The organism is Nonomuraea sp. NPDC049684 (assembly GCF_044465345.1).
In the GTDB taxonomy this organism is placed as follows: Bacteria; Actinomycetota; Actinomycetes; order Streptosporangiales; family Streptosporangiaceae; genus Nonomuraea.
In genome coordinates this window covers 113,010-134,932 of record NZ_JBITLO010000008.1, presented here as the reverse complement: position 1 = coordinate 134,932, position 21,923 = coordinate 113,010, and the positions used below count along the sequence as shown (strand labels likewise).

The window sequence follows — 21,923 nt, the reverse complement described above, 5'->3', positions numbered from 1 at the left end:
ATCGCCCGAGGTCAGCCCCCAGGGGGGCCGGTCAGTCGAAGGGCAGGCCGACGTAGTTCTCCGCCAGCGTGGTCGCCGCCGCCTCCGAGGAGGTGACGTAGTCCAGGTAGGAGGTCTGGAGCCGGCGTCCGTACGCGTCGTCCTCGTCGAAGGTGTGCAGCAGCGTCGTCATCCACCACGAGAAGTGCTGCGCCCGCCACACCCGCTTCAGGCAGGCCGCCGAGTAGCCGTCGAGCAGCTCCGTCGAGCCGTGCTCGAAGAAGGCTGCCAGCGCCTCGGTCAGCACCCGTACGTCGGCCACAGCCAGGTTCAGCCCCTTGGCGCCGGTCGGCGGCACGATGTGGGCGGCGTCCCCGGCCAGGTAGAGCCGCCCGTACTGCATGGGCTCGGCGACGAAGGAGCGCATCGGCGTGACGCCCTTCTCGATGATCTCGCCCGTGGCCAGCTCGAAGCCCGGGACGGTCTCCAGGCGGGCCTTCAGCTCGGCCCAGACGCGCTCGTCCGGCCACTGCGCCACGTCGGCGTCGGCCGGGACCTGGAGGTAGAAGCGGCTGACCGTGGGCGAGCGCATGCTGTGCAACGCGAAGCCGCGCTCGGTCCTGGCGTAGATCAGCTCCTCCGACGACGGCGCCACCCGCGCCAGCACGCCGAGCCAGGCGAACGGGTACTCCCGCTCGAACACCTCCAGGACCCCGTCCGGGACGCTCGGCCGCGAGACGCCGTGGAAGCCGTCGCACCCGGCGATCACGTCGCAGTCGAGCCGCTCGCCGCCGAAGGTGAGGTACGGCTCGGACTCCAGCGCGTGCACCTCGACGTCCTCGACCTCGAACCGCAGGTCGCCGCCCGCCGCCAGCCGGGCCGCGATCAGATCCTTGACGACCTCCTGCTGCCCGTAGACGGTGATCGCCCGGCCGGGGACGAGCTTGTCGAAGGCGATGCGGTGGCCCGCGCCGCCGTACCGCAGCTCGATGCCGTGGTGGGGCAGGCCCTCGCGCAGCAGGCGCGCGCCGACGCCCGCCTCGACGAGCGTGTCCACCGTGCCCTGCTCCAGGACGCCCGCGCGGACCCGCCGCTCGACGTAGGCGCGGCTGCGCCTCTCCAGCACCACCGAGGAGATGCCGCGCAGGTGGAGCAGATGAGACAGCAGCAGGCCCGCGGGGCCCGCGCCGATGATCCCGACCTGAGTTCGCATGAGGGAAGTCTGCTGCCTGCCGCCCCCGGGAGCCGAGTAGCCTCTTCCACTGAGTGGAAGATTCGCGCAGGAGTGTGGTCATGTCCGGAGGAGCCCGGCGTCCGGGGCAGACGGTGACGTCCAAGGTGCTGGCCATCCTGGGGGCGTTCGACGCGGCCCATCCGCAGCTCACGCTGACCGACCTGGCCAGGCGGAGCGGGGTGCCGCTGAGCACGGCCCACCGGCTGGTGGCCGAGCTGGAGGAGTGGCAGGCGCTCAGCCGCTCCCCCGACGGGCGGCTGCGGGTGGGGCTGCGGCTGTGGGAGCTCGGCCAGCTCGCGCCCGGCAGCCTCCAGGGCCGCGCGCACCCCTGGCTCCAGGAGCTGTTCGCCACCACCGGCGAGAACGTGCACCTCGCCGTCCGCGACGGCCTGGAGGTCCTGTACGTGGACAAGGTGTACGGCAGGCGGGCCGTGCCCATCGTCTCGCGCACGGGCGGGCGGCTGCCGATGCACCCGACCGGGGTGGGCAAGGCGCTGCTGGCCTTCGAGCCGGAGTGGTTCGTGCAGGCGTACCTGGCCCGCGCGCTCGAACGGCCCACGCCGCACACCGTCACCGAGCCGGGCCGGCTGGCCAGGGAGCTGACGGCGGTGCGGGCGCAGGGCTACGCCCTGACCCACGAGGAGATGACGCTCGGCTCCTGCTCGGCCGCCGCGCCCGTCGTCGTGGACGGGCGGGCGGTGGCCGCCGTCGGGATCGTGCTGGCCTCGCGGCGCGCCCGCGAGCTGCCCCGGCTGGTGGACCCGCTCCTGGAGACCGCCGCCCGGATCGCCCGCGCCTGCCGGGTCTCCTGACCGGCCGGCTCAGGGGGTCAGTCGGTGAACCTCTGGATGCGGTCCTTGAACAGGGTGGTCGCGATGGCCGCCTTGTGCGGCTGCCCCTTCAGGAACGCCTGGGCGAAGCTCTTGGCCTGGTCGTAGGAGACCTTGCCGGGCATCGGCGGCTCGTTCGGGTTGACGTCCACGTCCACCAGGGCGGGGCCGTCGTGGGCGAGCGCCTGCCTGATCGCCGCGGCCACGTCCCCGGACTTGGTGACCTTGGCGCCGAACCCGCCGCACGCCCTGGCCCAGACCGAGTAGTCGGCCTCCGGCTGGGCGAAGCGCACGCCGTGCTCGGGGTAGCCGAGGACCATCTGCTCCCACAGGATCTGGCCGAGCGAGTTGTTGTTGTTGATGACGACCTTGACCGGCAGCCGGTGCTGGGCGGCGGTCAGGAACTCGGCCATCAGCATCGCGAACCCGCCGTCGCCGACGTAGGCGATGACCTGCCGGCCGGGGAAGGCGTGCTGCATGGCGATGGCGTACGGCAGGCCGGGCGCCATCGTGGCCAGCGTGCCCGACAGGTAGAACTCGCGCCCGCCGCGGATCGTCCAGTGGCGGGCGGCCCAGGTGGCGATCGTGCCGCTGTCGCAGGTCAGGATGGCGTCGTCGGCGGCCAGGTCGTCCAGGACGGACATGGCGTACTGGGGGGCGATCGGGTCGCGGTCGGGGTTCTCCAGGCTGTCCATGTCGGCGCGCCACTTGGCCATGAGCTTCTGGTACTTGGCCAGGTGTCCGTCGCCGTCGCGCCGGGTGAGCAGCGGCAGCAGCTCGCGCAGGCCCTCCTTGGCGTCGCACACCACGGGCACGTCGGTCGGCACCCGCGCCCCGGCCCTGGTCGGCTCGGCCTCGAACTGCACCACCCGCGCCTTGCCCGGCTCGGGGAGGAACTTCGAGTAGGGGAAGTTCGTGCCGATCATGAACAGGACGTCGGCCTCGTCCATCAGCTCCTCGCTCGGCCTGGTGCCGAGCAGCCCGATCCCGCCCGTCGTGTACGGCGAGTCGTCCGGGACGACCGCCTTGCCGGGCAGCGTCTTGACCACCGGCGCGCCCAGCGCCTCGGCCACGGCCAGCACCTCCTGCCGGGCGTGCAGCGCGCCCTGCCCGGCCAGGATGGCCGGGCGTTCGGCGGCGTTGAGCACCTCGGCGGCGCGCGCCAGGTCCTCTCGGCGCGGCAGCCCCGGCGGCCGCAGGTAGATCGGCGCGGTCTCCGGCGCGCGCACCGGCGCGACCGTCCGGTACGGGTCCTCCCCCGCCTCGGCCACCTGGATGTCGTTGGGCAGCGTGAGATGGGCGACGCCGCGCCGCGCGTAGGCCGTCCGGACGGCCAGGTCCACCAGCGAGGGGAGCTGGGCCGGGTTGGTGATCATCATGTTGTACTCGGCCACGTCGGCGAACAGCTTGTCGAGGTGCACTTCCTGCTGGTAGCCGGTGCCGAGCACGGCGGTCTCCTGCATGCCGGTGATCGCCAGCACGGGGACGTGGTCCAGCTTGGCGTCGTAGAGGCCGTTGAGCAGGTGGATGCCGCCGGGGCCGGAGGTGGCCAGGCAGACGCCGATCCGTCCCGTGGCCTTGGCGTAGCCGGTGGCCATGAAGGCGGCGGCCTCCTCGTGGTGCACCAGCACGAACCGCACCCGGTCACGATGACGGCGCAGCCCCTCCATGATGCCGTTGATGCCGTCGCCGGGCAGGCCGAAGACGGTGTCCACGCCCCACTCGGCGAGCCGTTCGATCAGGGATTCGGATGCGATACGAGCCATATCTGCGGCTCTACCCCGCACCGCCGTCCACAGACCTCGTCACGAAAATCATTGTCATCTCTGGGGATTCGCGGGTATGGACCCGGCATGCGCATTCTGGTCACAGGAGCCACCGGCACCCTCGGCAGGGCCCTGGTGCCCGTCCTGCTCAAGGCGGGACATCGGGTACGGGCGCTCAGCCGTACCCGGCACGAGGACCGCGGCGGCGTGGAGTGGGTGTGGGGCGATCTGGCCTCGGGCAAGGGCGTCGCCGAGGCCGTCCGGCAGGTCGAGGCTGTCGCGCACCTGGCCACCGGCGGCCGGCAGGGCCGCGCCCAGGTGGACCTGGCCGGCACCCGCACGCTGACCGCGGCGGCCCGCGCGGCCGGGGCCGCGCACGTGCTGCTGCCCTCGATCGCCGGCGCGGACCGCGCACCCGGCCACCGGCACAAGCTGGAGGCCGAACGGCTGGTCAGGGAGAGCGGCATGGCCTGGACGGTCGTCCGCGCCACCCCGTTCCACCAGTCAGTGGACCGGCTGCTGCGCGACCTGGCGGCGCTGCCCGTGCTGCCGGTGGACCGCTCGCTGCTGTGGCAGCCGGTGCACGTGGACGACGTCGCCGGCCGCCTGGCCGCGCTGCTGGCCGGCGGCCCGGCCTGCGCCGTCCTGGAGTACGGCGGCCCGCAGGTCCTCGGCACCGAGGAGCTGACCAGGACCTGGCTGGAGGCCCGCCGCCTGCGCCGCCTGTGCCTGCCGGTGCGCATCCCGGGCAGGCTGGCCGCCGCGCAGCGCGCGGGCGCGTTCACCACCGAGGCCGACCCCAAGGGCCGGATCACCTGGCACGACTACCTGTTCCCGCCGCCGCCCGTGCCCTCGGACGACTTCGCCGAGGAGCACACCGCCTCGCCCACCAGCCCGGCCACGCAGCCCGAGCGGGACCCGTCGGTGCGCGTCTACGGCGGCGACGAGGGCTACCAGCGGCCGACCCGCGGCTGACCCGCGGCTGACCCGCGGCCGTTCCACAGCCGACCCGCGCCGGCCCCGCGGCTACGACCGGTTACCGTTTCGTTAGGCACCCCCCTCTTGCTGGGCTTTCTCCGCCGTCGGTACCGTCACTGAACAACTTGTTCAGCCTGACCGATCGAGAGGTTCGATGACGGACCTGGGCACCCGCATCCGGGTCTACCGAGGCATGCGCGGCATGACCGTGCGCGCCCTGGCCGGCGAGGCCAAGGCGAGCCCCAGCTTCATCAGCCAGCTCGAACGCGGTCAGACCAGCGCGAGCATCGGCATGCTGCGCAGGATCGCCTCCGCGCTCGGCATCACCGTGGCCGACCTGTTCAACGAGGACGACGAGCCCGCCCACCGCGTGGTGCGCCGCGCCGAGCGTCCCGAGCTGGCCACCGCGCCGGGCACCCGCAAGTTCCTGATCTCCCAGCGCCCGCTGCGCACGGTGGAGATGTACGCCGGCGAGTTCGACCCCGGCGCCTCCACCGGCGATGAGCCGTACACGCACGGCGACTCGCAGGAGATCTTCCTCGTGCTGCGCGGCAGCCTCACGCTCTGGCTGGGCCCCGCCGGGTCCGCCGCCGCGCACCCGCTGGGGCCCGGCGACAGCGTGGAGTACCGCACGTCGGTCCCGCACCGGGTGGTCAACGACGGCGACGAGACCGCCGAGGTGCTCTGGGTGATCAGCCCGCCGACCCCGTCCAACGGGGAGGCATCGGGGGAAGCAGCAGCCGTGGAGGCAGAACAGTCATGACAGGCATCCCGCTCACCGACGACTACGCCAACGGGGGCGTCTCGTTCTGGTACCGGCAGATCGGCCTGCCCGCCAGGCGGCCCTCGCTGCCCGGCTCCCGCGAGTACGACGTGGCGATCGTCGGCGGCGGCTACACCGGCCTGTGGACGGCGTACTACCTGAAGAAGGCCCAGCCCGACCTGCGGATCGCGATCCTGGAGAAGGAGTTCGCCGGGTTCGGCGCCTCCGGGCGCAACGGCGGCTGGCTGTCGGCCGAGTTCGCCGGCTCCCGCGAGCGGCACGCCCAGGCCCGCGGCCGGCAGGCCATGATCGACCTCCAGCACGCCATGTTCCGCGCGGTGGACGAGGTCATCGACGTCACCCGCGCCGAGGGCATCGACGCCGACGTGCACAAGGGCGGCCTCGTGCACGTGGCGACCAACCCGGCCCAGCGGCGGCGGCTGCGCGAGGAGGTCGCCGACCTGCGCTCCTGGGGCTACGGCGAGGACGACATGCGCCTGATGGACCGCGACGAGCAGCGCGAACGCCTCCAGGTGGCGGGCACGCTGGAGGCCGCGTACTCGCCGCACTGCGCCCGCGTGCAGCCGGCCAAGCTCGCCGTCGGGCTGGCCTCGGCCGTGGCCGCGCTGGGCGTGGACGTCTTCGAGGGCACGACGGTGACCGAGATCCGGCCGCGCGTGGGCGGCGGCAAGGCGACCGCGCACACGCCGCTCGGCATCGTCTCGGCCGACTACGTCATCCGCGCCACCGAGGGCTTCACCGCGTCGCTGGCCGGGCAGCACCGGCAGTGGCTGCCGATGAACAGCTCCATGATCGTCACCGAGCCGCTGCCGGCCGAGGTGTGGAAGCACATCGGCTGGGCCGGGCACGAGCTGCTCGGCGACCAGGCCCACGCCTACGTCTACGCCCAGCGCACGGCCGACGACCGGATCGCGATCGGCGGGCGGGGGGTGCCGTACCGGTTCGGGTCGCGTACCGACCGCAGGGGGGCCACCCAGGCGCGGACGGTGGCGCTGCTGTGGCGGATGCTGGTGAAGCTCTTCCCTGCGGCGGCCGACGCGCGGGTGCAGCACTCGTGGTGCGGGGTGCTCGGCGTGCCGCGCGACTGGTGCTCGACCGTGCACCTCGACCACGTGAGCGGGCTGGGCTGGGCCGGCGGGTACGTCGGCAGCGGCGTCACCACCACGAACCTGGCCGGGCGCACGCTGCGCGACCTGGTGCTGCGGCGGGACACCGAGCTGACGGCGCTGCCGTGGGTGGGCCGGCAGGTGCGGCAGTGGGAGCCGGAGCCGCTGCGGTGGGCGGGCGTGCAGCTCATCTACACGCTGTTCCGGGCCGCCGACCGCCACGAGAACGACCGCGGCACCGGCACCTCGCTCTACGCCCGCCTCGGCAACCTCGTCTCCGGCCGCTGACCCGCCTGCGCCGGCAACCGGCCGCGGCCCGGGCCCCGGCCGGACCGGTCAGGAGCCGCCCGCTGAGGGGCCGCCCGCTGAGGGGCCGCCCGCTGAGGGGCCGCCCGCTGGGGGGCCGCCCGCGCCGTGCCAGGGGTCGTAGTCGACCTCCAGCGGCTCCTGCGCCGGCCGCTCGCCCTCCGGCACGTGCTGGAGGTTGACCCGGATCCGGTACCACACGCTGCTGCGCCCGCGCATGCCGTCGACCAGCACGTCGGCGGGCTCCAGCAGGGCCGCGACCCCGGGGTGGCGGGCCTTCCAGCGGTCGAGCCCGGCAAGGGCCTCCTCCTTGTGCTGGGCCCTGGCGATCTCGATGACCGGCATGGTCTGCTGCCTGCGCCCGCTGCCCTTGGGCGGCTTGGGCGCGGGCCCGAGCTCCTCGGCCAGCTCCAGCAGGCCGTCGAGCGAGCCGGGGTGGAGATCCATGTCCTCCCACGGGTCGCCGAGCTCGGCCAGCCGCTTCGGCACGCTGTCGACGGTGAACTCCTCTGGCCGGCAGCCGGGCACCTCCTCCCAGCTCAGCGGGGTGGACACGCGGGCGTCGGGCACCGCCCGCACCGAGTACGCCGAGGCCACCGTGCGGTCGTAGGCGTTCTGGTTGAAGTCGACGAACACGCCGTGGCGCTCCTCCTTCCACCACCGGCTGGTCGCCAGGTCGGGGGCCCGCCGCTCGACCTCGCGCGCCACGGTCTCGGCCGCCTTGCGCACCTGGGCGAACGACCACCGCCGGTCGATGCGGGCATAGACATGGAAGCCCCGCGACCCGGACGTCTTGGGCCAGGCGACCAGCCCGTGGTCGGCCAGCACCTCGCGCGCCACCTGCGCCGTCGCCAGCACGTCGGCCCATTCGACGCCCGGGACGGGGTCGAGGTCGATGCGCAGCTCGTCGGGCCTGGCCAGGTCGTCGGCGCGGACCGGATGGGGGTTGAGGTCGACGCATCCGAGGTTGACCACCCAGAGCAACTGCGCCAGATCGGTGCAGACCACCTCTTCGGCGCTCAGCCCGGACCGGTAGCGCAGCTCGGCCACCTCGATCCAGTCGGGCCGCTTGGCCGGCGCGCGCTTCTGGAAGAACGCCTCCTGCTCGATGCCGTGGACGAACCGCTTGAGCACCATCGGCCGCCCGTGCACGCCGCGCAGCGCCGCCTCGCCGACCGCCTGGTAGAACCGGATCAGGTCGAGCTTGGTGTGGCCGGACCGCGGGAAGACCACCTTGTCGGGGCTGGTGACGCGGACGGAACGGCCCGCGACCTCGATGTCAGGCATGAGATCACGATACGCGGCGGGTCCGACAGTCAGCCGGGACGCCACCCCCGGCTGCGCGCCTCCCAGTAGGTCAGCCCGAGCCGCCGGTGCAGCTCGACGGCGGCCTGGTTGTGCTCGCGCGCCTGCCGTCCGCGGCCGAGCCGCAGGGCCAGCTCGGCCAGCACGTCGTGCACCGAGCCCCAGGCGGCGCTGCCCATGCCCATGACGATGAGCTGCCCGGCGCTGGGCAGCAGCCGCTCGTACAGCTCGGCGGGATCGGGCGTGCCGAGGCGGGCGGCCACCAGCCCCCAGACGGGGTGCAGGAAGTCCGCGGCCCAGTCCTCGCGCAGCTCCACCCCCCACCGGCCGATCAGCTCCCGGGCCAGCTCCGGCCGCCCGGCCTCCAGCGCCGCGAGCACGGCCAGCGGGCGCACCGGGCTCATCAGCGGCCGCTCCCCCGCCGCCACCAGCTCCTCCAGCAGCTCCGCGCCCCGGCCCCGGCCGCGCCTGCAGGTGTAGAGGGTGGCCAGGCGGCGCGCCTCGATCCCCCACAGGCTGCCGCCGAACGCCAGGCCGGGGAAGCGGCCGAGCAGGGCCTCGGCCTCGTCCCAGCGGGCGTGCAGGGTGTGCGCGGCGGTCTGGGAGACGCGGACCATGGCCTCCAGCTCGGGCCGGGCCACCTCGTGCAGGAGCTGCTCGCAGCGGTCCAGGTCCCTGGCCCACTCGGCCAGGTCGCCGGCGCGCAGCAGGCACGACATGCGCAGGACGCGCCCGACCAGCCGGGCCTCCCTGGGCAGGCCCGGCACGGCCAGCATCTCCTCGGCCGCCCGGCGCCGCACGTCGTTGCGGCCCGGGACGAACCCGGCGATCAGGTAGTTGTTCAGCGCCCTGGCCAGCAGCATCGGGTCGTCCAGGCCGCGGGCCAGCTCGACGGCCTCCAGCGCCAGCCGCTCGCCCTCCGCGCGGCGCGGGCCGTAGTGCAGCTCGATGCCGAGCGTGCCGAGCAGCGCCGCCCTGGACGCCGGGTCCGGGCCGCCGGCGAGCAGGTCCTCCAGCACCGCGACCATCGTCTCGTCCACGACGCCGTACGGCCGCCAGTTCCACACCGACAACCCGCCGAACACCGAGACGGCGGCCACCAGCGCGTCCCGGTCGCCGAGCCGCTGGGCCTGGGCGACGGCCTCGTCCAGGTCGCGGTGGGCGCCGGCGGCGTCGCCCAGGCTGCGGCGGGCCCGGCCCAGCTCGGTGAGCAGCCGGCAGCGCCGCGGCGAGTCGCCGGGCGGGAGGTGGGCGAGCGCCAGCTCCCACAGCTCGACGGCCTCCTGGTAGCCGTGCCGGGCGGCAGCCTGGGCGGCGGCCCGGCAGGCGTGCGTGACGGCCTTGGGCGCGCCGCCCAGCCTGGCCGCCGCGGCGAAGTGCCCGGCCAGCAGCGCCGGGTCGGCGCCGGGCACGCTCTCCAGGTGCAGGCCGGCGCGCAGGTGCAGCCGGGCGCGGGCGAGCGTGGTCAGGCCGGCGTCCAGGGCCTGGCGGACGAGGGCGTGCGAGAAGCGGTAGCCGCCGGCCTCGGTCAGCAGCCCGGCGGCCAGGGCCGGCTCCAGGCCGGTCATGACGTCCTCGACCGGCTGCTCGGCGAGCGCGGCCAGCAGGTCCGCCTCAACCTCGCGGCCCGCGACGGCGGCGGCCCTGAGCAGGTCCAGCGTCGTTGCGGGCAGCCTGGCGAGCCTGCGGTCGATCACGTCGCGGGCGCCGGGCGGCACGAGATGGCGTTCGCGTTCGGGCAGCCGCAGCAGCTCGGTGAGGTAGAACGGGTTGCCGCCGGAGCGGTCGAGCAGCTCTTCCGCGTCGGCGCTCACCTCGCGCAGGCGCAGGAAGTCGCGCACCCCGTCGGCGTCGAAGGGCGCGAGCGGCAGCCTGCGGCCCTCCCTGGACAGGGCGGCCAGGGTCTCGCGGAGCTGGGCCGGGTGGCCGTCCGGCTCGGGCCTGAGGGTGGCCAGCACCAGGGCGGACGTGCCCGCCAGCTCGCCGGCGACGTGGCCGAGCAGCTTCAGCGAGGAGGCGTCGGCCCAGTGCAGGTCCTCCAGCACCAGCAGCAGCGGGCCGCCGCGCAGCGAGTCGAGCACGGCGTCGTAGAGGTCGAACAGCTCGGCGTGCGGCGACGGCGGGATCATGCCGGCGCGCGTCCACGGCCAGAACGCCGGGGCCGTGGCGTCGTCCAGGCACCTGCCCCACTCCACCCGGAACCCGCGGGCGGCGGCCAGGTCGGCGGCGGCCCTGGCCAGGCTGGTCTTGCCGATGCCGGGCTCGCCGGTGACCAGCGCCAGCCCGCCCCGCCCGGCCCGCGCGGCGCCCAGCAGCTCCTCCAGGGTCCGCAGCTCCGCCTCCCGGCCCACCAGCCGCTCCCCCGCGGCCCGGTCCGCCGCAGGCGGGGGCGTCGCGTCATTGTCCGTTCCCCGGTCCGCCGCCGGGCGGGCGGTCGTCGCGCCGGGGGCGTCCAGGGCCGGGGACTGGTCGAAGACGGCCTGTTCCAGACGTCTGAGCTCGGGTCCCGGCTCGATGCCCAGCCGTCCGGCCAGCAGGGCGCGCACCCGGCGCAGGGCGGCCAGCGCGTCGGCCTGCCGGCCCGCCCGGTAGAGGCCGAGCACCAGCAGCCGCCACGCCCGCTCCCGGTACGGATGCGCCTCGGCCAGCGCCTCCAGGTCGGGCACGGTGGCCTCGCCCAGCTCCAGCCGCGCCTCCAGCCGGTCCTCCTCGGCCGCCAGCCGCAGCCCTTCCAGCCGGGCCGGCACCTCGGGCGCGAGACCGGGGAACTCGGCCAGCGGCTCGCCGCGCCACAGGGCGAGCGCCCGGTCGAGCACCCGCGCCGCCTCGCGGTGCCGTCCCTGCCGCACCAGCCGGGCGCCGTCGGCCGTCCAGGAGGCGAAGCGGGCGACGTCCGTCTGGCCGGGCGCGATGTCCAGCAGGTAGCCGGGCTCGCGGGTGAGCAGCACCCGGGGCGGCGTGCGCGGCCTGCGTCCGGGTTCGAGCACCCGCCGCAGGTGCGACACGTACGCCTGGAGCGTGGCGGTGGCCCTGGCCGGAGCCTCGCCCGCCCACAGCTCGTCGATCAGCCGGTCGAGCGGCACGACGCGGCCCGGTTCCAGCGCCAGCATGGCCAGCACCGCGCGCTGCTTGCGGGTGCCGGGGTCGAGACGGACGCCGTCGGCGTCGTCGACCTCAAGCGGCCCGAAAAGTCGGAAGTCCACAGACCTCAAGTCAACCCCAATTCCCACGCAAGTGGGATGACACATCATCGATCACATGAACGAACTGAGGAACATGACGGCCGGCCCGGTGCTGCTCCCCGGCGACGACGGCTTCGACCAGGCGCGACGGCCCTGGAACGTGGCGGTGGACCAGCCGGTGCGCGCGGTGGTCGAGGCGGCCGACGCCGACGACGTGGCCGCGGTGATCGGCTACGCCCGCCTGCACGGCCTGGCGGTCACCGCGCAGCCGAGCGGCCACGGCGCGTCGGGCGACACCGAGGGGACGATCCTGCTGCGTACCGGCCGGCTGGGCGGGGTGGAGATCCGCGACGGCGTGGCGCGCGTCGGCGCGGGCGTGAAGTGGGGCGAGGTGCTGGCGGCCGCGAGCCCGCTCGGGCTGACCGGCCTGGCGGGCAGCTCGCCGGTGGTGAGCGTGACCGGTTACACCCTGGGCGGCGGCCTGAGCTGGTTCAGCCGCAAGTACGGCTTCGCCGCCGACAGCGTGCGCGCCGTCGAGGCCGTGGACGCCGACGGCGGCCGGGTCAGGGTGACCGCCGAGCGCGACCCCGAGCTGTTCTGGGCCCTGCGCGGCGGCGGCGGCGACTTCGCGATCGTGACGGCGCTGGAGTTCGACCTGCACCCCGCGCCCGTCCTGTACGGCGGCCGGATCATCTGGCCGGCCGACCGCGCCGAGCAGGTCATGGCGGCCTTCCGCGAGGTCACCGCCGGCGCGCCGGAGGAGCTGTCGGTGTGGTTCCAGCTCCTGACGCCGCCCGGCGCCCCCGGCTTCGTCATGGCCGACTGCACCTACCTCGGGGCCGACCCCGGGACGCTGCTGCGGCCGTTCGAGGCGGTGGGCGGGGCGATCGCCGACACCAGGCGGCGGCTGCCGGTGGCCGAGCTGGCCTCGATCTGCGACGAGCCGGTCGACCCGAGCCCTGGCGTGGGCCACACCGAGCTGCTGACCAGGCTGGACGACGAGGTCGCCGGCGTGCTGGCCGGCGAGCCGATCGAGCCGCTGCTGGCGGTGCAGGTCCGGCACCTGGGCGGGGCCGTGGCCAGGCCGGTCGAGGGCGGGGGTGCGGTGGAGCGGCTGGCGGAGCCGTACCTGGTGCACGCGCTGGGCCTGCCGTCGCCGGAGGTGTCGGAGCGGATGGAGCGGCTCGGCAAGTCGCTGGTGCCGTTCAGCACGGGGCGGCGTCCGTTCACCATGCTGCACGGCGGGGAGCAGGCGGCGGCGGCGTTCTCGCCCGAGACGCTGGCCCGGCTGCGCGACCTCAAGCGGGCCCGCGACCCGCTGAGCGTCATCAGGTCCAACTTCCCGGTGCTCGGCTGACGGGCCTACGGTTCGTCGAGGACCAGGTCGTACGTCGCCCGGGGATCGAGGAAGGCGCACAACCGGGCGGCCTCGGTCAGCAGGGCGTCGCGATCCGTGCGGCGCAGGGGGGTGAACGGCCGGACGCGCAGTGTCCGGTCCCGGATCCGCCAGGTGCCCTGCCACATGCCGTCGATCAGGAAGGTGCCGGTGGTCGCGCCGTTGCCCGGGGGGAGCGGGACGGGGCGGTTGCCGGGGATCACCCGGGTGCGGTCCTTGTGTGACAGCAGCAGATTGTCGTATTCGGGGAGGAATCTGGGCGGAGCGGGCACGTCCTCGGCCGGGCGGGGCGCGTCGGGCAGGTCGTACAGCACCTGCCGCTCCTCCCCGCGGAACACCCGCAGGGGCAGCCGCTCCACCACCTCGCGCAGGCGGGTCAGCCCGGACCACAGCTGGACGTCCGCGACGCTCGCCGGGCCGAACGCGCCGAGGTAGCGCAGCACGAGCGCGTCCACCGTGACCGGGCGCAGCGGCGCGCCGAGCCAGCTCTCCACGGGCGTCCACGCGGCGGGGCCGGCGCCGCCCCAGACGCCCCGCGGCGGCACCTGGCACAGCGCGAGGTGATGCGTGACCGCGTGGGCCAGCGCGCTCGGGTCGGCGCCCGGCCGGCTCCGCGCGAGCAGCCTGCCGAGCTCGCCGCGGGTGCGCGGCCGCTCCGCCAGCAGCCGCCCGGCCTGTTCGAGCAGCGCCTCGCGGTCCGCGTCGCCGAGGCCGTGAGGGAAGTGCGCGCGGAAGTGGGCGCGGAAGCCGGCGGCGTGCAGCGGGTGGAACAGCGCGCGCCAGCCCAGGCAGTCGCGCGCGCTGACGAGGTGCACGGTGTTGCGCATCAGGTGCAGCCGCACCACCTGGCGCCGCTCGGTCAGCGCCGACAGCTCGCCCGGCTCGAAGCCCCGCAGCCGGGTCCACAGCCCCACGTACGGGGCCAGCGGCGCCTGGGACTGCTTGCCGCCCAGGTGCTCGATCGCGTCGATCGCCCGGCCCGGCGCGCGTTCCAGCAGGTACTGGCGGGCCAGCGTGGCCCGGTTGAGGCGACGCCGGCTCAGCACGTCGCTCATCGCAGCGGCCCGAAGAAGGCCCGCAGGTCGGCCGCCAGCAGGGCGGGGGCCTCCATCGCGGGGAAGTGCCTGCCGCGCTCGAACTCGCTCCAGTGGGCGCCGGCCGGCGCGGGCACCAGCCTGCGCACCGTCTCGTCGGCGCCGAAGACCGCGAACCCCTGCGGCACGGCGGGCGGCGCGCCCCAGTCGGCGGAGTGGGCCTGCTCGTACAGGGTGTGCGCGGCCGAGGCGCCGGAGCCGGTGAACCAGTACAGGCTGACCGTGGTGAGCAGCTGGTCGCGGTCGACCGGCAGGTCGGTCCACTCGTGGACCTTCTCGGCGATCCAGGCGAGCTGCAGCAGCGGCGAGTCGGCCAGGCCGTAGCCGATGGTCTGCGGGCGGCTGTTCTGGATCGCCAGGTAGCCGGAGCCCTCCTTCCGGAAGGCGTCCATCCGGCTCAGGATCAGCTTGTCGACCGGGTCGTCGGCGTCGAGCCGGTCGGCGATCCCCGGCATGAAGGTGGCGACGCTCGCGGCGGTGAACGGGTCGGTCACCACGTGCACGCCGACGACGTGCTCGCCGTCGAGGCCGGCGAGCAGGCCGGACACGCCCGCGCCGACGTCGCCGCCGTGCACGCCGTACCGCCGGTAGCCGAGGCGGCCCATCAGCTCGGCCCAGGCGCGTGCGGTGCGGCCCATCGTCCAGCCGGTCCCGCCCAGCGGGGTGGAGAAGGCGTAGCCGGGCAGCGACGGCGCGACGACGTGGAACGCCGGGCCCTCCGCCGGGTCTACCAGGGGCTCGATCAGGTGCAGGAACTCGGCGACGGAGCTCGGGTAGCCGTGGGTGATCAGCAGCGGCGTGGCGTCCGGCCGGTCGGACCTGACGTGCAGGAAGTGCACGCGCTGGCCGTCGATCTCGGTGGTGAACTGCGGGTACCGGTTGAGCCGGGCCTCCTGGGCGCGCCAGTCGTACTGCGTCCGCCAGTAGCCGGCCAGCTCCTTCAGGTGGCCGAGCGGCACGCCGCGGGTCCATTCCACGCCGGGCAGCTCGCCGGGCCAGCGGGCGTGGGCGAGCCGGTCGCGCAGGTGATCGACGTCGGCCTGGGGGATCTCGACGCGGAAGGGCTGGATGTCGTCGCGCACGGCGCTTCTCCTTGTCAGCGGCGTGAGTGCTCTTGCGCTCACGCCGGGAACACTAGGAACATTCGCGGAAAGGTTCGTTCCTAGATTGTCGGCAGGATCGAAGAATGCTGGAGACCTCGGCGCGGCTGCTGCGCCTGCTGTCCCTGTTCCAGGCCAGGCGCGACTGGACGAGCGCCGAGCTGGCCGCCCGGCTCGGCGTCACCACCCGCACGGTCCGCAACGACGTCGGCCGGTTGCGCGCCCTCGGCTACCCGGTCGACGCGCGGCCGGGCGTGGCCGGCGGCTACCGGCTCGGCTCGGACGGCGTCCTGCCGCCGCTGCTGCTGGACGACGACGAGGCGGTGGCGGTCGCGATCGGCCTGCGCACCGCCGCGAGCGGGTCGATCGCGGGGATCGAGGAGACCTCGATGCGGGCGCTGGCCAAGCTGCAGCAGGTGCTGCCCGCCCGGCTGCGTCACCGGGTGAGCGCCTTCCAGGCGTCCGCGCTGCCGATGCCGTCGCGCGGCTCGCAGGTGGATCCCGACGTGCTGACCGTGATCGCGAGCGCGTGCCGCGACCATGAGCGGCTGCGGTTCGACTATCGGGCGCATTCCGGGGCGGCCACCAGGCGCTCGGTGGAGCCGTACCGCCTGGTGCACGACCGGCGGCGCTGGTACCTGGTGGCCTGGGACGTCGACCGGGACGACTGGCGCACCTTCCGGGTCGACCGGATCGAACCGCGGACGCCGTCGGGACCGCGCTTCAAACCCCGCGAGCTGCCGCCCGACCACGAGATCACGGCGCGGGTGGCCCGCGGAGCCGGCGAGGCGACCTGGCGCTACCGCGCGCGGGTCATCGTGCACGCGCCCGCCTCGCACGTGCGCGACCGGCTGCCGATCCCGGTGGACGTGCAGCCGCTGGGCGAGGACCGGTGCGTGTTCGAGCCGGGCTCGGACCACCCGGAGATGCTCGCCCTCCACCTGGGCCTGCTGGGCGCGGACTTCACCGTCGAGGACTCGCCGGAGCTGGTGGCCGCCCTGCGCACGCTGACGAGCCGCTACCAGCGCGCCATCGACGCCGCCGACCGGACCCCCGGTTAGCCGGCCCCTCCCGACGACGCCCGGTCAGGCGGAGTCGCCGTGGCGGCCCGCGCCGGCGGCGAACCTGGCGGCGCCCTCCGCCGCGTCCGGCAGCGAGACCAGGCCGTGGCGCAGCTCGTTGCGCATGGCCTCGTCCTCGGGCAGGCCGTGCTGCTCAAGCAGCGACATGCGGTCGCCGCGCAGGCACGCCTGCGGGAACGCGGCGATCCGCGCGGCCAGCTCCTCGGCGTGCCGCCGGGCCGTGCCGGTGGGCACCAGGCGGTTGACCAGGCCCATGTCACGGGCCTCCGGGGCGCTCACCGCGCGGCCGGTGAGGATCATGTCCATGGCGCGGGAGGCGCCGACGAGCCGGGGCAGCCGCACCGTGCCGCCGTCGATCAGCGGCACGCCCCAGCGGCGGCAGAAGACGCCGAACACCGCGTCCTCCTCGGCCACCCGCAGGTCGCACCAGAGGGCGAGCTCCAGCCCGCCGGCCACGGCGTGCCCGGCGACGGCCGCGATCACCGGCTTGGACAGCCGCATCCTGGTGGGCCCCATGGGGCCGTCGCCGTCCTCGCCGACGTGGTTGTCCAGCGCCTTGAGGTCGGCCCCGGCGCAGAACGTGCCGCCCTCGCCCCACAACACCGCCACGGCCGCGTCGGAGCGCTCGAAGCCGGCGAAGGCGTCCGTGAGCGCGTCGGCGGTCTTCCTGTCCACCGCGTTGCGCGCCTCCGGCCTGCTGATGACGACGGTGGTGACGGGCCCCTCGCGCTCGACGCGTACGGTCATGCGACCCTCCTCCGGGGGACGTGCGGCTTCGCCTCGGGGAAACCTGCCGAGCGTACCCTCAGGCCAGGGCACCGGCCAGCAACGCGTCGAAGTGGTCGGCGGCCGGGGCGTCGATGCCGCGCAGCGGGCCGCGCTCGGCCAGGTGCGCCTCGGCGTACAGGCGGGCGACCAGGGCCTTGCGCCCGTCGTCGAGGCCCCAGCCGGCCTGGTCCTCCAGCAGGGCGGCGGCGTAGACGTCGGCCATGAACTGGGCCAGCGGATAGAGGCGTTCCTCGGCGAGCGCCGGGTCGAGCCCGTGCCAGGCGGCGACGGCCTTGGACAGGTCGTCGATGCGGGCGTTCACCAGGTCGGAGGTGGCCAGGGCGCGCAGCCGGGCCAGGAACGGCACGTGGGCCTCCTCGCGGAGCACGGCGCGGCGCACGTCCAGGCACAGGATGTTGTCGCCGCCCTCCCAGATCGGGTTGACCTGGGCGTCGCGCAGCAGCCTGGCCACCGGCCACTGCTCGATGTAGCCGTTGCCGCCGTGCACCTCGATCGCGTCGCTGGCCGCCGTCAGGCCGAGCCGGGCGGCGCGCAGCTTGATCAGCGCGGGCCCGAGCCGCAGCCGGGGGCCGACCAGGCCGTCGAACACCATCGCCTGGGCGGCCTCGACCTCGACGATCACCTCGGCCAGCTTGCGGCGCATCAGGGGCTGCTCGATGAGCGGGCGGCCGAACGCCTCGCGGGAGCGGGCGTAGCAGATCGACTCGACCAGGGCCCGCCTGGCCACGCCGACGCCCATCATGGCCACGCCCAGCCGGGAGGCGTTGGTGAGCTTCATCATCGTCCCGAGCCCGGAGCCGGAGCCCTGGCCGGCCAGCAGGAACGCCTCGGCCCCGGTGAACTCGACCTCGGCCGAGGCGACCGAGCGGGTGCCCAGCTTGTCCTTCAGCCGGCGGATGCGCACCGCGTTGCGCGAGCCGTCGCGCCGCTCCCACAGCGCCAGGAACGGCGCCACCGACCCGTCGGGCGTGCGGGCGAGCACCACGAACGCCGAGCCGTTGGCGTTGGAGGCGAACCACTTGAACCCGGTCAGCCGCCACGCCTCCCCGTCGGGCTCGGCCCACGCCTCCAGGGCGGCCAGGTCGGAGCCGCCGGTGCGTTCGGTGAACATCTGAGCGGCCTCGCCGGAGTAGTAGCCGTCGGCGAAGATCTCCCGGACCCGGTCGCGCACGTCCGGCGGCGCGTGCTTCTCGGCCAGCGAGACCACCATGTCCCCGCCGGTGCCGAGCGCGCAGCCCATCCCGATGTCGGCCTGGTCGAGCAGGTACGTCCAGGCCGCCGCCAGCGCCGACGGGTCCGCCCCGTTCGCCCGCGCCTCCTCCGCGAAGGACGGCGAGGTGAAGTTGTCCGCCATGAGCGCCGCGCGGGCGGTCTGGAAGGACGGCGGCATGACGACCCGGCTGACGTCCCTGCCCCACTTGTCGTACTTCTCCAGGCGGGGCGGGTTGCGGTCGGTCTCCTCGGCGCATTCGGCGACCAGGCCGCCCATCAGCGCGCCGAGCCGTTCGAGGTGCGGCTCGGCCCAGGCGAAGCCGTCGCCGAGGTGGCGCCGCATGAGCAGGCGCAGTGTGGGGTCGCAGGTCCACCAGTTGCGCCCGGCCGCCCCCTGGTAGCGCTCGGTGGCGTAGCGGTCGCTGTGGTCGAAAGGTTCGATGAGATACCGGCCCATACTCGCGAGTGTTACATATAATCAACACGCGATGGAAGACCGTAACACCTCACTCAGCGCCCGGTCGGCGGTGCTGAGCGCGCTGCTCGGCAGCCACCCGCCCCGCCTGCCCGCCCGGCACCTCGTGCGCATCGGCGCGCTGTTCGGCATCGCCGAGGGCACGGTCCGGGTGGCGCTGTCGCGCATGGTGGCGGCCGGCGACCTGACCCAGCAGGGCGGCCGCTACACGCTGTCCGAGCGGCTCGTCGAGCGCCAGGCCCGGCAGGACGAGAGCCGCGACCCGCACACCAGGCCGTGGGACGGCACGTGGGAGGTGGCGGTGGTCACCGCCGAGCGGCGCGCCCCGGCCGACCGCGCCGCGTTCCGGCACACGATGTCCGCGCTGCGCATGGGCGAGCTGCGCGAGGGCACCTGGCTGCGTCCGGCCAACCTGGTGCGTGAGTGGCCCGAGACCGTCACCGCGCAGTGCACTTTGATCGACGGCCGCCCGCACGGCGACCCCACCCCGCTGCTGTGGGACCTCGACGGCTGGGCGGCCGAGGCGGGCCGCCTGGAGCGGGCGCTCGACCGGGCCGACGGGCTCGCCGAGGGCTTCCTGGTCTCGGCCGCCGTGCTGCGCCACCTCCTGGCCGACCCGCTGCTGCCCGCCGAGCTGCTGCCCGCCGACTGGCCGGGAGCCGCCCTGCGGGCCCGCTACGACGCCTTCGACCGCCGCTACCGCGAGGTCCTGCGCGCGCACATGGAGGGCTGAGCCCTCCTGAAGCTGAGCCCTCCTGAAGCTGAGCCCTCCTGAAGCTGAGCCCTCCTGAAGCTGAGCTCTCCTGAATCAGAGCTCGACGCCGAAGACGATGCGCTTGTTCCTGAACTCGGTGACGCTCCACACCTTGCCGCCGCGCACCGTCAGGTCCTCAGGCCCGATCGGGTAGGGCCTGGTCAGCAGCTTGTCGCCGCTGTGGACGAGCAGCCTGCCGTTGGTGACGGCGTCGGCCGCCTGGCTCAGGTACCACTTGCCGCCCCACGAGACCGCGCCCTGGATCTTGGGGTGGCCCATGACGAAGGCGTCCTTGGGCGTGCCGTCGGTCAGCGGCAGGTTCCAGCGGGCGACCCACCCGCCGGGGTCGTTCTCCCGGTACTCGCCCGACACCAGCGCGGGCGTGCCGCCACTGCGGTCGACCGACAGGAACGAGAAGTGCGGCCCGCCGCGGGCCAGCTTCCAGCAGTCGGTCTGCGGGAGCAGGTAGCGGTAGCCGAAGGCGTGGAACCTGCCGCCGGAGCGCCCGATGCGCGCGGGGTCGCCCAGGTCGCTCTGGGCGGTGCGCAGGTCGAGCAGGTTGCCCAGGTCGAAGACGCGCAGGCCGTTGTAGGTGTCGGCGACGTAGAGCAGGTCGCCGTGGCAGGCCAGGCCGCCCGCGTGCACGTCGATCGGCCCGTACGAGCCGTCGGGCCTGGCCTCGACCAGCAGCGCGTGCTGGTACTTCAGCGTCCGGGGGCTCAGGAACGACACCCTGATCCCCCGCTCGCCCGCCGCCGGCTTGAAGTACCAGCTCACCAGCAGCACCGGCACGCCGATGGCGCCGGACTCCTCGCCGCAGGTCACGCCCTGCGGGTACCAGTCGACCGTGTGCTGGTCCTTCGCGTCGAAGGCGTACCAGTCCGCCGGACGGGGCCGCATGGAGCCCAGCGCCGCCGTCGCGCCCTTGTGGACGGCGGTCCTGTTGGCGTGGGCCAGCAGCGCCTCGACCCCGGTCGCGCCGATCTCCCCGGCCAGCTTCGCCGCCCCCGCGGCCAGCGTCCCCGTGGCCCGCGTTAACGCGTAGGGCGCCTTGTCGGCCGGTACCATCCCCGTCGCCGCCATATCTGCCTCACTCCGTCCGTCTCTCGGAGTAGTTTGACGGACGCGCGGCGGCATTTGTTGGCGTTCAGTCCCACAGGTGCACCGGCAGGCCCGACAGGGCCAGCTCGCGGTAGCGGCGCACGAGCCGTTCCCGGTCGCCGCCGAAGCGCGCCAGCGCCTCGCGCTGCCAGACCGCGCCGGTGCGCCGCAGCCGGGTGCGCTGGGCGATGACGTCCAGCGCGGTGTCGGCGTCGTGCGGGGTCACCCCGGCCGCCAGCAGCGCGGCCCGCGCCTCGGGCAGCAGCCTGAGCACCAGGTCGGCGGCCTCGAACTCGCCGTCCAGCCCCGGCCAGGTCAGCTTGGCCTCCAGCCCGTCCTGGGCGGCGCGGTAGAAGTTCTGGTACGCCTCGGCGAACCGGTAGCCGGTCAGGTCCCGCTCGGCCTGCGACAACGTCAGCCCCAGCAGGAACGCGGTGTTCGCGGTCATGTCCGCGCACGAGGGCCCGGCGGGCAGCGCGCGCATCTCGACCCGCAGGTGGCCGCCGTCGGCCGGGTCGTAGACGGGCCGGTTCCACTGCCAGATCGTGCCCTGGTGCAGCCGCAGCTCGGGCACCTCGTGCGGCTCGGCGTCGTCGGACAGGTCGGGCACGATCGGCTCGTAGTCCTGGACGTACCGCTCGAACAGCTCGTGCGCGCCCTCCCGCACCCAGTCCGAGCCGAACGTGACCCGCCCGTCCCTGCGCCCGCGCCGCTCCACGTCGCGGTCGTCGGCCGCCTCCTCCATCAGCGCGATCCGCGTCTCGGCCCACAACTGCCTGCCCAGGAAGAACGGCGAGTTGCCGCACGCGGCCAGCACCGGCCCGATGGCGAGCTGGGCGGCGTTGAACAGCCGGGCGAAGCGGTCGGGCGGCGTGCGGATGTGCACCTGCCAGGAGGTGTTGGCGCTTTCGAGGATCACGTCCTCCACCGACAGCTCCAGATCCTCGATCTTGACGAGGAACGGCTCCAGCCGCAGCCGCCTGATGCCCCTGCTCATGGCCCGGTAGCGGTTCTGGTCGCTCATCGCGCCGATGGTGAAGTCCTCGGCGGCCAGCGTCGGCAGGATGCCGATCGGCAGGGCGCCGCCGTCCTCGACGGCGGCGTCCACCTTGGTCACCGTCTCCTGGATCTCGGCCCCCATGCGCTCGAAGGGCGCGCCGGCCAGCGGCATCGGGGTGAGGTTGACCTCGATGTTGAAGCGGCCCAGTTCGAGCACGACGCGCGGGTCGCCGAGCTTGTCCCGCACCTCGTCGTTGCGCGGCAGCGGCCGTCCTTGCTCGTCAATGAGGAACAGCTCCAGCTCGGCCCCGATGGTGGCCGGCCCCTGGCCGAAGCCAGGGGTTTCGAGCAGCTCGCGAAGAGTGCCGAGCTGCTGCCGGATGCGTTCTCCGAAGCGCGCGTACTCCGCCTCGGAGAACCGCTCTTTGTCCAGATCTCGTCCCATCGCCCC

Annotated in this window: 17 protein-coding genes; 7 read left to right on the top strand and 10 right to left on the bottom strand. The window is 74.4% G+C overall.

The features are described 5' to 3' along the window. Nucleotides 1–31 precede the first annotated feature (31 nt). Complete coding sequence (locus tag ACIBST_RS25195) at nucleotides 32–1,192, bottom strand: 4-hydroxybenzoate 3-monooxygenase (protein WP_397175039.1); 1,161 nt, start codon at nucleotides 1,190–1,192, stop codon at nucleotides 32–34. An 80-nt stretch (nucleotides 1,193–1,272) separates the two neighbouring features. Between ACIBST_RS25195 and ACIBST_RS25190 the strand changes: the two genes are divergently transcribed. Then, entirely contained in the window at nucleotides 1,273–2,025 is a 753-nt protein-coding gene (locus ACIBST_RS25190; protein ID WP_397175037.1) for an IclR family transcriptional regulator, read from the top strand. A 17-nt stretch (nucleotides 2,026–2,042) separates the two neighbouring features. Here the strand turns inward: ACIBST_RS25190 and ACIBST_RS25185 are convergent, their stop codons facing one another. Next, nucleotides 2,043–3,809: a thiamine pyrophosphate-dependent enzyme gene (locus ACIBST_RS25185; protein WP_397175035.1), complete on the bottom strand. Its 1,767-nt coding sequence runs from the start codon at nucleotides 3,807–3,809 to the stop codon at nucleotides 2,043–2,045. A gap of 87 nt (nucleotides 3,810–3,896) precedes the next feature. On the opposite strand from ACIBST_RS25185, the gene ACIBST_RS25180 reads away from it, so the two are divergent. From ACIBST_RS25180 to ACIBST_RS25170, 3 genes are all read left to right on the top strand, one after another. Beyond that, complete coding sequence (locus ACIBST_RS25180; RefSeq protein ID WP_397175033.1) at nucleotides 3,897–4,784, top strand: SDR family oxidoreductase; 888 nt, start codon at nucleotides 3,897–3,899, stop codon at nucleotides 4,782–4,784. Between the two features lie 157 nt (nucleotides 4,785–4,941). After that, nucleotides 4,942–5,550, top strand: coding sequence for a helix-turn-helix domain-containing protein (locus tag ACIBST_RS25175; protein ID WP_397175031.1), 609 nt, complete (start codon nucleotides 4,942–4,944; stop codon nucleotides 5,548–5,550). Continuing rightward, the gene (locus tag ACIBST_RS25170) at nucleotides 5,547–6,965 is read left to right on the top strand and encodes an NAD(P)/FAD-dependent oxidoreductase (protein WP_397175029.1); all 1,419 of its coding nucleotides are present in this window, start codon (nucleotides 5,547–5,549) and stop codon (nucleotides 6,963–6,965) included. The genes ACIBST_RS25175 and ACIBST_RS25170 overlap by 4 nt, the downstream gene beginning before the upstream one ends. Before the next feature lie 48 nt (nucleotides 6,966–7,013). On the opposite strand, the gene ligD is transcribed toward ACIBST_RS25170, so the two are convergent. Continuing rightward, nucleotides 7,014–8,270, bottom strand: a complete 1,257-nt coding sequence (gene ligD, locus ACIBST_RS25165) for a non-homologous end-joining DNA ligase (RefSeq protein WP_397175027.1) — start codon at nucleotides 8,268–8,270, stop codon at nucleotides 7,014–7,016. Nucleotides 8,271–8,299: 29 nt separating this feature from the next. Then, nucleotides 8,300–11,491: a BTAD domain-containing putative transcriptional regulator gene (locus ACIBST_RS25160; protein WP_397175025.1), complete on the bottom strand. Its 3,192-nt coding sequence runs from the start codon at nucleotides 11,489–11,491 to the stop codon at nucleotides 8,300–8,302. 55 nt (nucleotides 11,492–11,546) lie between these two features. On the opposite strand from ACIBST_RS25160, the gene ACIBST_RS25155 reads away from it, so the two are divergent. Beyond that, nucleotides 11,547–12,827 carry an FAD-binding oxidoreductase gene (locus ACIBST_RS25155; RefSeq protein ID WP_397175023.1) on the top strand — a complete coding sequence of 427 codons (1,281 nt, stop codon included), beginning with the start codon at nucleotides 11,547–11,549 and terminating at the stop codon, nucleotides 12,825–12,827. A gap of 5 nt (nucleotides 12,828–12,832) precedes the next feature. Here the strand turns inward: ACIBST_RS25155 and ACIBST_RS25150 are convergent, their stop codons facing one another. Together ACIBST_RS25150 and ACIBST_RS25145 are read right to left on the bottom strand one after the other, a co-directional pair. Then, complete coding sequence (locus ACIBST_RS25150; protein ID WP_397175021.1) at nucleotides 12,833–13,921, bottom strand: winged helix DNA-binding domain-containing protein; 1,089 nt, start codon at nucleotides 13,919–13,921, stop codon at nucleotides 12,833–12,835. Beyond that, nucleotides 13,918–15,042 (bottom strand): epoxide hydrolase family protein, encoded by a 1,125-nt coding sequence (locus ACIBST_RS25145; protein ID WP_397175019.1) that lies wholly within the window; start codon nucleotides 15,040–15,042, stop codon nucleotides 13,918–13,920. Before ACIBST_RS25145 ends, ACIBST_RS25150 begins: the two co-directional genes overlap by 4 nt. A 104-nt stretch (nucleotides 15,043–15,146) precedes the next feature. On the opposite strand from ACIBST_RS25145, the gene ACIBST_RS25140 reads away from it, so the two are divergent. Then, nucleotides 15,147–16,121: a helix-turn-helix transcriptional regulator gene (locus ACIBST_RS25140; protein WP_397175018.1), complete on the top strand. Its 975-nt coding sequence runs from the start codon at nucleotides 15,147–15,149 to the stop codon at nucleotides 16,119–16,121. A gap of 24 nt (nucleotides 16,122–16,145) precedes the next feature. On the opposite strand, the gene ACIBST_RS25135 is transcribed toward ACIBST_RS25140, so the two are convergent. Together ACIBST_RS25135 and ACIBST_RS25130 are read right to left on the bottom strand one after the other, a co-directional pair. Continuing rightward, a complete protein-coding gene (locus ACIBST_RS25135) occupies nucleotides 16,146–16,889 on the bottom strand; it encodes a crotonase/enoyl-CoA hydratase family protein (protein ID WP_397175016.1) in 744 nt (247 codons plus the stop codon). Nucleotides 16,890–16,947: 58 nt separating this feature from the next. After that, a complete protein-coding gene (locus ACIBST_RS25130; RefSeq protein WP_397175015.1) occupies nucleotides 16,948–18,600 on the bottom strand; it encodes an acyl-CoA dehydrogenase family protein in 1,653 nt (550 codons plus the stop codon). Nucleotides 18,601–18,631: 31 nt separating this feature from the next. On the opposite strand from ACIBST_RS25130, the gene ACIBST_RS25125 reads away from it, so the two are divergent. After that, nucleotides 18,632–19,351 carry a PaaX family transcriptional regulator C-terminal domain-containing protein gene (locus ACIBST_RS25125; RefSeq protein WP_397175013.1) on the top strand — a complete coding sequence of 240 codons (720 nt, stop codon included), beginning with the start codon at nucleotides 18,632–18,634 and terminating at the stop codon, nucleotides 19,349–19,351. Nucleotides 19,352–19,426: 75 nt separating this feature from the next. Here the strand turns inward: ACIBST_RS25125 and ACIBST_RS25120 are convergent, their stop codons facing one another. Both ACIBST_RS25120 and ACIBST_RS25115 read right to left on the bottom strand, forming a co-directional pair. Next, nucleotides 19,427–20,455: a hypothetical protein gene (locus ACIBST_RS25120; protein ID WP_397175012.1), complete on the bottom strand. Its 1,029-nt coding sequence runs from the start codon at nucleotides 20,453–20,455 to the stop codon at nucleotides 19,427–19,429. 64 nt (nucleotides 20,456–20,519) lie between these two features. Further along, nucleotides 20,520–21,917 (bottom strand): glutamate--cysteine ligase, encoded by a 1,398-nt coding sequence (locus ACIBST_RS25115; RefSeq protein WP_397175010.1) that lies wholly within the window; start codon nucleotides 21,915–21,917, stop codon nucleotides 20,520–20,522. Nucleotides 21,918–21,923 lie beyond the last annotated feature (6 nt).